Here is a 10,369-nt window from a genome sequence, read left to right as displayed (position 1 = left end):
ATCTTAGCTCTATTTCTAGACAGACTTGTTTCAGTTCTTCGTCAACTGATTCATCAAAAACTGCCCTTCTGTATTTTGCTGGGAAAACTAGGTGATATAACAAAACAGTTACGTTATGACTCTTGTGGATAAACTCACTCATTCACCTATTTTCGCAGCAAGCTGCGGGGAATAAAACCCTCAGAGATTCAACCACTTTCCCTGCTTTGATCACCAATGATGGCTTTTCCAACAAAGTAATATCTTTAAGTGGGTTACCTTTTACCGCCACAATATCGGCACGCTTACCTTTGGCTAAATGACCAATATCATCAACACCTAACACTTCGGCGGCAACTGAAGTCGCACTTTGAATGGCTTTCATCTCAGGCATACCCGCGTTGACCATTAACGCAAATTCTTTGCCGTTTTCCCCATGGGCACCAACGCCAGCATCGGTTCCAAAGGCAATAGTCACGCCAGCTTTGTAGGCTCTAGAGAACATATCTTGCATTTTCGGACCAATACTTGCGGCTTTGGGTCGTACGATTTCAGGAAAGTATCCATCAATCTTGGCTTTTTCCACCACAAAAGCACCTGCACTTAGAGTAGGCACTAAAGCCACTTTGTGTTTCTTCATCAAAGCGAAAGTTTCTTTATCAAGGTAAGTGCCATGTTCAATGGTGTTCACCCCTGCCAAAATCGCTCTTTTAATGCCTTCTTTACCATGACCATGTACCGCAACTTTAAAACCATAATCTTTAGAAGCCGCCACAATGGCTGTTAATTCTCTATCAGTAAACTGTGGGTTTTGACCACTTTTCGCCATGGACAATACACCACCGGTTGCGGTGATTTTGATGAGATCGGCTCCTTCTTTGTAACGCTGACGCACAGCTTTATAAGCATCATCTTCACCATTGATTACCCCTTGTTTCGGACCGGGATCTGCCATCATGCTAAGTTTTCGACCATTGGTTGGATCGGCATGACCACCAGTTGTCGCAATTGATTTACCCGCGGTATAAATAGTCGGTCCTTGCACATAGCCTTTATTAATTGCTGTTCGTAATGCCACTGAAGCATTGCCACTGTCTCCTAGCTCTCGAACCGTAGTAAATCCCGCTTTCAGGGTTTTCTTAGCAAATAGTGTCCCTCGAAGAGCAATATCTGCTGGATTAAGGGTATAGGGCTCCATGTAAGAGTTTGAGCTCATTTGAAACGAAAGATGGGTATGCATATCAATAAAGCCCGGCATCACTGTACCCTGCCGATAATCGATGACTTCATCTTCTGACTTTGGCTTGATATAGCCACGCTTGATGTCTTTAATACGGTCATTATCCACCACCAGCGTCATCTTCTTTTGTGGGGTATTCGATTTTCCATCAATCAATTGACCTGCATAAATCAGCAAATCGGCAGTGGCGGTAAAACTGGCACTCAACGTTCCCAGCAATAATAGTGGTAGGGCTTTGGTTGTCATTATATTACCTTTTTGTTTATTTTTTCACAGAATAAGTGACTCAATCTCTCATGACAAGGAGTATTCATGGAGCAAATTTGGGATAATAATGATTGGCTTGAATCTGCTAATCACTGGGTTACAAAGCAGTTAAAGCTACAGAAAATCAATAGCATCGGAAGGCTAAAGCCTGTTTCAGGCTGGGGACTAGGACATGTCTTGAAACAACCGACGGAACAAGGCGATGTTTATTTTAAAGCGACAGCTAAGTTGCCTCTATTTTCTAATGAAGCGCTGTTATCGCGATACCTTCACTCCATCAATATGCCCACACCTGAAGTGTTAGCCATAGAAGAAACACATCAATATCAGTTGACCAAGGACTTTGGTGGTGGATTAGCAGAAGACAGTTCAGCGACATTATGGGCGGATGCATTCGAGCAATTTGCCCAACTGCAATTGGATAGCTTGTCTTATCTCAAAGACTTCAACAAACAAGGTTGCTTAAATCGTCCAATATCTGACGTGGCCGCTCAGTTGCAACTTCTGATTGAACACCCCCAATTACAGTCGTTGTTGGATAGCGAAATAATACTCGCTACTGAAAAAGCCATTGCAAAGCTCTCACATAATATTGATGAACTCAGCCAATTGGAAATAGGAGAAACTCTCGTTCACGGCGATCTTCATATTGAAAATGTGGCGATGAGTGATGATCAATGTATCTTTTTTGATTGGAGTGATGCCTGCATCAGTCATCCCTTTATTGATGGCACTTATTTATATCGAATGCCTGACTCTCAAGACAAAACCCAGATCATAGACGCCTATCTTAAACCATGGAAACAACACTATCAGCCACAGCAAGTGGAGCAAGCTTGGCAACTGTGTGAACATGTATGCTATGCCCATCAAGCCATCTCTTACGCATCAATGATGCTGCACTTATCACCAGAGGCAAGAGTCGAGCTGAATACTGCATTTCAAAACGCCTTAAGCGCTTCATTGCGATCTAATCGACAGACTGTCAAAAGCACAACATGCGTTAGATCAAAGTTTTGCGGTATGGTATCAGGCATACTTCACACACTTTCGCTCATTCAAATAAAAGCCGGAGAAGCATTGTGAGTTATTCCTCAAAGATCCGCTGGGATCAATCCATGATTGAAAAATACAATTACAGCGGTCCACGTTATACTTCTTATCCAACGGCGTTAGAGTTTGACGAAAACTTTACCGAAGATCAGTTTTTAAACGCCATTGAAACCAGTAATAGCCGTCAATTATCGCTTTACATCCATATTCCGTTTTGTGCCAAGCTTTGCTATTACTGCGGTTGTAATAAGGTCATTACTCGCCATAAGCATAAAGCTGAACAGTACCTAGAGTATTTAAAGGCTGAAATTTTAGCCCGTGCTCCACTATTTAAAGACTACCAAGTGACCCAAATGCACTGGGGTGGCGGTACACCAACCTATCTTGAACCAGAGCAAATCTTGTGGCTAACAGATCAACTCAAGTCTGCCTTTAACTTTGCAGAAACGGGTGAGTTTTCAATTGAAATCGACCCTAGAGAAATCGAACTCTCTATGCTGGATACCCTCAAGAAAGCGGGTTTTAACCGTATTTCAGTTGGCATTCAAGACTTCAATAAAGAAGTACAAGTTGCGGTAAACCGTGAACAAGACGAACAACTTATTTTCGACTTAATTGGTAAAGCCAAAGCATTAGGGTTTGAATCCACCAATGTCGATTTAATTTATGGTCTGCCACACCAAACTGCGGACAGCTTTGCTAAAACCATCGCTCGCACCATAGAGTTATCCCCCGATCGTTTATCAGTGTTCAATTATGCTCATCTACCTGCACGCTTTGCAGCGCAACGTAAAATTAAAGACGAAACACTGCCGTCACCACGAGAAAAACTAGAAATTCTTCACCAATCTATTGAAGGTTTAACTGGCGCAGGTTATCAATTTATTGGTATGGATCACTTCGCTAAGCCCGATGACGAACTAGCCAAATTACAACGTGCAGGCAAATTACACCGCAACTTCCAAGGCTATACCACTCAAGAAGAGTGTGATTTGTTAGGCTTAGGGGTTTCTTCTATCAGCCAAATTGGTGATTGTTATGCGCAGAACCAAAAAGAAGTCAAAGACTACTACCAAGCCATTGATGACAAAACTAATGCGCTTTGGAAAGGTTGTTCATTAGATAGAGATGATGAAATTCGCCGTGCGGTGATCAAGCAACTAATCTGTCATTTTGAATTAGATATGGCCAAGATGGAGCAAGAGTTGGGGATAGAATTTGAAACTTACTTTGAAGAAGATTTAAAGCTACTGCAAACCTTCATTAATGATAAGTTAGTCAATATTGATGACCGAGTGATCACCATAGGTGAAACGGGTCGCCTTTTGATCCGCAATATCTGTATGTGTTTTGATAAGTATTTCCGTGAAAAGGCGCGTCAGCAACAGTTTTCACGAGTGATTTAATTGGCTCTCAATGATAGGGTAACTTATTCAATGAGTTACCCTATCATTCCAATCTGCAACTAGATGTGATCTACTCTTTGATTAAATATGGCGTATTATTATATCTAAAAACCAACTTTTCTATTGCACCTACGGTTAGCAAGTGCTGACTAACCATTTTAACGCTCTGCAACTGATCATTATCAATCGTAATATCAACGAAATACTCTCTACCATTAAATATCTGCTCAATATTTTTCACCCTTACACCATACTCGGTACTATCAATATCTATCCATTCTGGCTTAAATAGCCACGATCCTGTTTGCGTAAGCTCAAGCCTTGGAAACAAGACCTTGGCTTGCTCTGCGGTCAACACATTCCCACATTCCATAAATTCGGCTACCGCGACAGAGGCAGGCTGATTAATCAACTGCATAGGTCTACCAAACTGAGCGATATTCCCCTCAAGCATAACAGCAATTTTATCAGCAAAGGCAAACGCTTCCCCTTTAGCGTGAGTCACAAAAATACAACTGACATTGGCTTTTTTAAAAATGCTTTTTAACTCAGCCATCATTTGCCGCTTTAATTGAGCATCAATATTGGAAAATGGCTCATCCATTAACAATACACTGGGTTTAGGCGCGAGTGCACGTGCTAAGGCTACCCGTTGTTGCTGACCACCCGATAATTGATGAGGATAGCGATCACCAAAGCCCGCTAAGTCCACCAGCTGCAGACATTCATTGATGCGATATGCTTTATCAGATTTACTAAGTTTAGACAGGCCATAGCCTATATTCTCTGCTACTGTCATGTGTGGAAATAGCGCGTAATCCTGAAAAATAAACCCAATATTGCGCTGCTGTGGAGGAATGGATTGCTTACCTGCCACTAAACGACCGTTAACTACAATGCTTCCAGTATCAGGGGTGAGTAATCCTGCAATACATTTTAGTACGGTGGTTTTTCCGCAACCGCTTGGGCCGAGCAAACATAAGCTTTCACCCCGGCTGAGCTCTAAAACCAGTTGCTTAAGGATGGGCTTTCCCGACAATGACAAACTTAAATTATCGACGGCTAACGCCAAATCAGACTGTGGGTTAGGCATTAGCTCACTCCTTTATTCTGTCTGTGTAAAAGCAATAGTGGCAACATACTCACCGCGATGATCAATAACGCACCTAAAGCCGCATGCTCTAACTGTTCATCACTGGCATATTGATAGACATAAGTAGATAAAGTCTCAAAATCAAATGGTCGTAATAATAAAGAGGCAGGCAATTCTTTAATGCACTCAATAAAGACTAATAAAAATGCAGTGAATACCGCTGGACGTAACTGCGGTAAATTAATGTCTTTAAATACCTTAAATCGAGAAGCTCCAAGCATTCTGGCAGCATCATCTTGATGACGTGGGATCTGCTCATAAGCAGACTGCACACTGCCATTGGCGATAGCCGAAAAACGTACAACATAGGCCATGATCAAAGCAAACACACTACCAGAAAGAATTAGCCCTACTCTGGGTAAATCAAACTGAATTAGCAACCTATTGAGCATAAGGTCGGCACTACCTAAAGGGATCAATAGTCCTATTGCTAAAACCGTTCCCGGAATAACGTAGCCAAGTGACGACAACGACAACTTTATGCTGGATAGCTTAGATAGTGTTATACGCTGCTCTTGATTCCATACGAGCGCAATAATACTGGCGACGCTTGCTGCAATCACAGCTAATCCAATACTGCTTAATAAGTGTTGCCATAACTGACTTTGAGTGTTCTGATGCCAATAATCCAGTACGAATAAAAACAAATACCCAACAGGAAGTAATAGGGCTGAACCTAAAACCGTCAGAGCATATCCCCATATGATGCACAATTGCTTTGTCGTAGGTTCAGCTCTATCCGACACATCCGTTGCAGACTTCTCAGTAAAATACTGTTGCTGACGACGACTAAGTTTCTCAATCCACAATATTCCCAATACCAACAGCAACATCATTAATGACAATTTCGCTGCTGTCAGCAAACTACCGTACACCAACCATGCATCATAAATCGCGGTAGTTAAGGTGCTTACCGCAAATAATTGTACTGTACCAAAATCGGCCAGCGCTTCCATGGCAATTAGACTACATCCAATTACCAAAGCAGGACGCACTAAAGGCAGTTGCACCGTCCAAAAAATACGCCTGCGACTCGCCCCCAACATTTGGGCAGCAGCTGTCATTTGTGGACTTTGTTTACTAAACGCATTGGTCAGTAACAAAAATAAATAAGGATATAAGGCTAACGCCAGCATGATGCATGCACCACTCACCGAGCGCACGTCAAAAAACCAGTAATCACTGGGTCGCTGCCACTCAAAGGTGAGTCTTAGCCAACGTTGAATTGGACCGGCAAAATCAAGTAGCTCAGTATAGATATAACCAGACACATAAGCAGGCATTGCCAGCGGTAATATCAATAGCACTTGCAGTAATTTTCGACCTTTGAACTGATAGCGACTGCACCACCACGCTGTGGGTACTGCCAAAACTAAAGCGACCGCGACACTTCCCAACATCACTAGTAAACTGTTGAGAATATAGTGATTGAGAACGGTTGCTTTTATTTCATTAAAGCTGTCATCTACCTCACCTGAAAACGTTGACGTGATAACGAGGTAAATCAAGGAAAGAGCTGGCAAAATCAGCAATAAAGTACCAACCGTCGTCAGTCCTTTGAGAAAAGCAAACGCTCGCCCATAAGTATTATGAGGCGAGCGTGTCAAAAAATTAAAGCGGTAGCGTTTGTTATTCAAGGTATCTGCTACTGGGTAAAATGAGAATTCAGAAGATTATAAATCAAAACCCACTTTATCGACGAGTTTTAATGCCTTCTGGCGATTTTCAGCAATCTTTTCCAAAGCAATATTGTCTGCTTTAAACTCACCCCAACTCTGAACTAACTTCGACGGTTTCACTTCAGGGTTTACTGGATATTCCATATTCAGCTTCGCATACAAGGCTTGTGCGTTATCGCTAGCTAAAAAGTCCAATAGTTTTTGTGCCTCCGCTTTGTGTGGCGCATGCTTTGCCATGACCGCACCAGACACATTGATGTGAGAACCACGATCTTTTTGATTTGGGAAATTAAGATATACTGCATCAGCCCAAGCTTTTTGCTTACTGTCTTTTATCATCTTACCGTAGTAATAGCTATTACCTAACGACACATCACATAGCCCTTCTTTAATGGCTTTTACTTGAGCGCGATCATTCCCTTGCGGCTTACGAGCTAGATTTGCTTTAACGCCACGTAACCATTGTTCTGTCTGTGCTTCACCATCATGGGCAATCATAGAAGCAATCAAGCCTAAGTTATATGGATGTTTACCACTACGAGTACAAATACGGCCTTTGTATTCGGCTTTGGCTAGATCTTCATACTTCAACGTTTCTAGCTTGCCAGCACGATCTTTTGAAGAGTAAACATTACGAACACGTTTAGTTAGGGCTAGCCAATGATTCGATGAATCACGGAATTGTGGCGCAATGCTATTAGAAATATCAGATGTTAATCGATATGACTGAGTTAAACCTGAGTCTTTTAATTCAAGTAACTTGGAAAAATTAGACGTCAGCACTAAATCCGCTGGTGACAATTCACCTTCACGCTTCAGACGTTGAATAAGTCCTTTCTTTGCAAACACTACTTTGGTTTTAATGCCAGTTTCCTTAGTAAATTGCTTAAGAATAGGATTGATCAGAAACGGTTGTCTGAATGAGTAAATGTTGACTTGAGACTCAGCCGCTTGTGCACTCAAAGCCGAAAAAGCCAAAATGGATGTTGCTAATAACCGTTTCATAATTCACCTCACAAATGATAATTATTCGCATTTTATCACTTAGTTTGGCGATGAAAAAGGTTGGAGATCATTTTTTCAACATTTTTTACATTAAACGTATCATTCTTGAGGTACGAAACCTTATCAAAAAGAAGGATAAAGAAAACAGCTGGCAGCCACTAGCGCCCATATTAGCATGGTGAACCAATACATCCCCGGCTCAGAGTCTCGACGATACGACTGCCAGATATAAGCTTCACCACGAACCAAATCAAATAATAACCATAAGACTAACGCAAAACCTAACCAGTATGACCAAGGCATCATTTTCACCCATTTATTTTCAATGTGACAATAATCTTAAATTATCCACTAACCCATTTAATTGTCAAGCAGACAATTAAAAAGTAGAATAATGATTAATCACGATAAAACAAGAGACGTTTTAATGGCAAGACCCAGCTTAGCAAAAACAAGACGAGAAGAAATTCTAGATGCACTAGAGCAATGCATTATCGAAAAAGGCATTCAAGAAAGCTCGCTAGAATACATAGCTGACACCGCCAATATGAAACGTACCATCCTACGCCATTATATCGGCAATCGAGATGACATCATCTGTGCATTAAGTTCACGCTGGCGCAAAAATTACAGTGAACAGTGGCAACAGATAATGCACTGGCTACCGAAAAGCAACCGAGCAGAATCTTTAATCGACACTATGTTTTCTTCGCGTTCAAAAGATTACATCCAACGAACAAAAGTAGTAGACGCCCTTTTTTCTGAAGCCAAGCGGTTAGACTCAGTAAAAGAAGACCAAAAATCGACGATAAAAGAAGGCATCCAAAACATATCAACAATTTTAAAAACGCAATTTCCAAATGCTAATGATGACAAGGTTCGCTTAGTCGCATCGAGCATTAATGCAAACTACATCATGAGTGAGAGTTTGCTGCCATTGGGTCTCACTGATGAAATTTATATGCTCAAGGAGAGCTGCTTACTTTTAGTGTCAACACTTGAAAACAATGAATAAAATAGTTTATTTTCTGTTTGACAATTTAATATGAGCTGATTAAACTGCGCATAAAATGTTCTTTGGGATCATCTTATGCGTTTTTTACATTCGAGAGTCATCACATCAGCCGTTTTGTTTGGAATAGGCTTATCAATACTGCTACAAGTCACACCAGCCAACGCCATAACCAACAAAGCCATTACTACACCTATCGCAGCTAAGCCTAATCAGAGTAGCCCTGCAATTGTGCCTCACAAGTCACTTGCATACACTACTCAAGCGATTTCAGGTCTTACCGCGCATATCGAACTGCTAAAACAACCTTCGCTTTGGACTGATTTTCGAAAGTCAAAAGAGATAAATTCACAATTATCTCGCAAACCCAGTAAGGCCTTTGTCCTTTATAAGAACATCAGCTCGGACTTTTTAGAAGCGACAGCCACCATTGGTTTTGATGTGAAAGAAATGAAAAAAGCCATAGGCAAAACACCGCTTCCAGCTGCATCTAAATTAACGCTGCTTTTGCCAAAAGGTAAATACACAGACGCTCAACTTATTCAAGGCTGGAGTAAGATTGACTATCACAGGCCCATTGAATCCATTGTTGAAGTCAACTACCTCAACAATAACTCGGAGCCTGAGACCACTCAGTTATTTGTTCAATACAAATAACCTGAACTAGCTTCACAAAGAGCCCGATTACCCGGGCTTTAATCCACACTTTCAAATTCGCTTTTTTATTAAAGAGGACACCGTTATGTCTATTAACATGCGAAAACTCACCATACTTTTAGCGTTACCTTTACTTAGTTTATCCGCCACAACAATCGCGAGCGAGCTAAAATACAACTATGCCGAACTGGGAACATCTATTGCTAAAACTCAGTTTCAAGTCGGTGATCAACGCCCTACATTTTCGGGAAAATCCTTCAACGCCACCGTTCAATATACACCGAAAAAAGGTGTGTATTTAAAAGGGATGTTTAGTCGTTTATCGATAGATGACAGTGATACGATTATTAATACTAACCATACCGCAGATGGTATCACTACAACTTTCGGCGGCATCTTGGGGGCATACCGTTCATTAACGGATAACGTCGATATTCGTGGTGGCATTGGCTTGATCAACGAAAAAAATGACTACGACTTCAGTTATCAATTAAAAGATAAAAAGTACATTCAAGTAAGTGACTTTAATAACACTAGACCCTATCTCGAAGCAGGTTTAAAAGTGGATTTTGCTGAGTGGGGAGATTTGGATCTCTTACTATCTCGATACAATAACGCTACCTACTTTACTGTCGGCGGTAATATGCCTATCACAAAGAATATCGGCGTTGATCTGGGTTACAGTTACAGCCCAAATGGCAAAGAACGTAAGAAGTACGGTTCTTGGAATGTCGGAGTAAGATACTACTTCTAATCGAAAAAAAGCCGATAACTAAGTCTTCACTTAGCTCGTAGGGCAAACGGGTCTAAATTAGACACTCAGTTTGCCCACGGTTAAAACCTTCATCAAATAATCTTCATCCCAGCCAGCTTTTAACCGTTTGCTTTTTATTCCAACTTTTGCTGTTTTCTCATTTT

Annotated in this window: 11 protein-coding genes; 5 read left to right on the top strand and 6 right to left on the bottom strand. The window is 41.2% G+C overall.

Annotated features, from left to right (window positions below; translation table 11 throughout):
• Together D5018_RS19355 and D5018_RS19350 are read right to left on the bottom strand one after the other, a co-directional pair.
• Positions 1–142: transposase (locus tag D5018_RS19355; protein WP_207819397.1), on the bottom strand; the 142-nt coding region annotated here is incomplete at its 3' end.
• Positions 143–1,465, bottom strand: coding sequence for a metal-dependent hydrolase family protein (locus tag D5018_RS19350; RefSeq protein WP_121840631.1), 1,323 nt, complete (start codon positions 1,463–1,465; stop codon positions 143–145). It lies immediately after the preceding gene.
• 66 nt (positions 1,466–1,531) lie between these two features.
• Here D5018_RS19350 and D5018_RS19345 point away from each other — a divergent pair, with 66 nt between their 5' ends.
• Positions 1,532–2,572, top strand: a complete 1,041-nt coding sequence (locus tag D5018_RS19345; RefSeq protein WP_121840630.1) for a phosphotransferase family protein — start codon at positions 1,532–1,534, stop codon at positions 2,570–2,572.
• Positions 2,569–3,945 carry an oxygen-independent coproporphyrinogen III oxidase gene (gene hemN, locus D5018_RS19340; RefSeq protein WP_121840629.1) on the top strand — a complete coding sequence of 459 codons (1,377 nt, stop codon included), beginning with the start codon at positions 2,569–2,571 and terminating at the stop codon, positions 3,943–3,945. The genes D5018_RS19345 and hemN overlap by 4 nt, the downstream gene beginning before the upstream one ends.
• Positions 3,946–4,015: 70 nt before the next feature.
• On the opposite strand, the gene D5018_RS19335 is transcribed toward hemN, so the two are convergent.
• The 4 genes from D5018_RS19335 to D5018_RS19320 all read right to left on the bottom strand — a co-directional run bounded on the left by D5018_RS19335 (position 4,016) and on the right by D5018_RS19320 (position 8,088).
• Positions 4,016–5,038: an ABC transporter ATP-binding protein gene (locus D5018_RS19335; protein WP_121840628.1), complete on the bottom strand. Its 1,023-nt coding sequence runs from the start codon at positions 5,036–5,038 to the stop codon at positions 4,016–4,018.
• Positions 5,038–6,735: an ABC transporter permease gene (locus D5018_RS19330; RefSeq protein WP_121840627.1), complete on the bottom strand. Its 1,698-nt coding sequence runs from the start codon at positions 6,733–6,735 to the stop codon at positions 5,038–5,040. The genes D5018_RS19335 and D5018_RS19330 overlap by 1 nt, the downstream gene beginning before the upstream one ends.
• Positions 6,736–6,771: 36 nt before the next feature.
• Positions 6,772–7,782, bottom strand: coding sequence for an extracellular solute-binding protein (locus D5018_RS19325; protein WP_121840626.1), 1,011 nt, complete (start codon positions 7,780–7,782; stop codon positions 6,772–6,774).
• Between the two features lie 123 nt (positions 7,783–7,905).
• Positions 7,906–8,088 carry a hypothetical protein gene (locus tag D5018_RS19320; protein ID WP_133309343.1) on the bottom strand — a complete coding sequence of 61 codons (183 nt, stop codon included), beginning with the start codon at positions 8,086–8,088 and terminating at the stop codon, positions 7,906–7,908.
• 121 nt (positions 8,089–8,209) lie between these two features.
• Between D5018_RS19320 and D5018_RS19315 the strand changes: the two genes are divergently transcribed.
• The 3 genes from D5018_RS19315 (at position 8,210) to D5018_RS19305 (ending at position 10,205) form a co-directional block, all read left to right on the top strand.
• Positions 8,210–8,797, top strand: a complete 588-nt coding sequence (locus D5018_RS19315; protein WP_133309342.1) for a TetR/AcrR family transcriptional regulator — start codon at positions 8,210–8,212, stop codon at positions 8,795–8,797.
• Positions 8,798–8,872: 75 nt separating this feature from the next.
• Positions 8,873–9,451, top strand: coding sequence for a hypothetical protein (locus tag D5018_RS19310; protein ID WP_121840623.1), 579 nt, complete (start codon positions 8,873–8,875; stop codon positions 9,449–9,451).
• An 85-nt stretch (positions 9,452–9,536) separates the two neighbouring features.
• Positions 9,537–10,205, top strand: coding sequence for an outer membrane beta-barrel protein (locus tag D5018_RS19305; RefSeq protein WP_121840622.1), 669 nt, complete (start codon positions 9,537–9,539; stop codon positions 10,203–10,205).
• Positions 10,206–10,369: the final 164 nt, after the last annotated feature.

The sequence above is a fragment of the Parashewanella curva genome (genome assembly GCF_003675895.1).
In the GTDB taxonomy this organism is placed as follows: domain Bacteria; phylum Pseudomonadota; class Gammaproteobacteria; order Enterobacterales; family Shewanellaceae; genus Parashewanella; species Parashewanella curva.
Note: the sequence above shows the minus strand (reverse complement) of the source record. Positions and strands in the feature narration are given on the sequence as shown.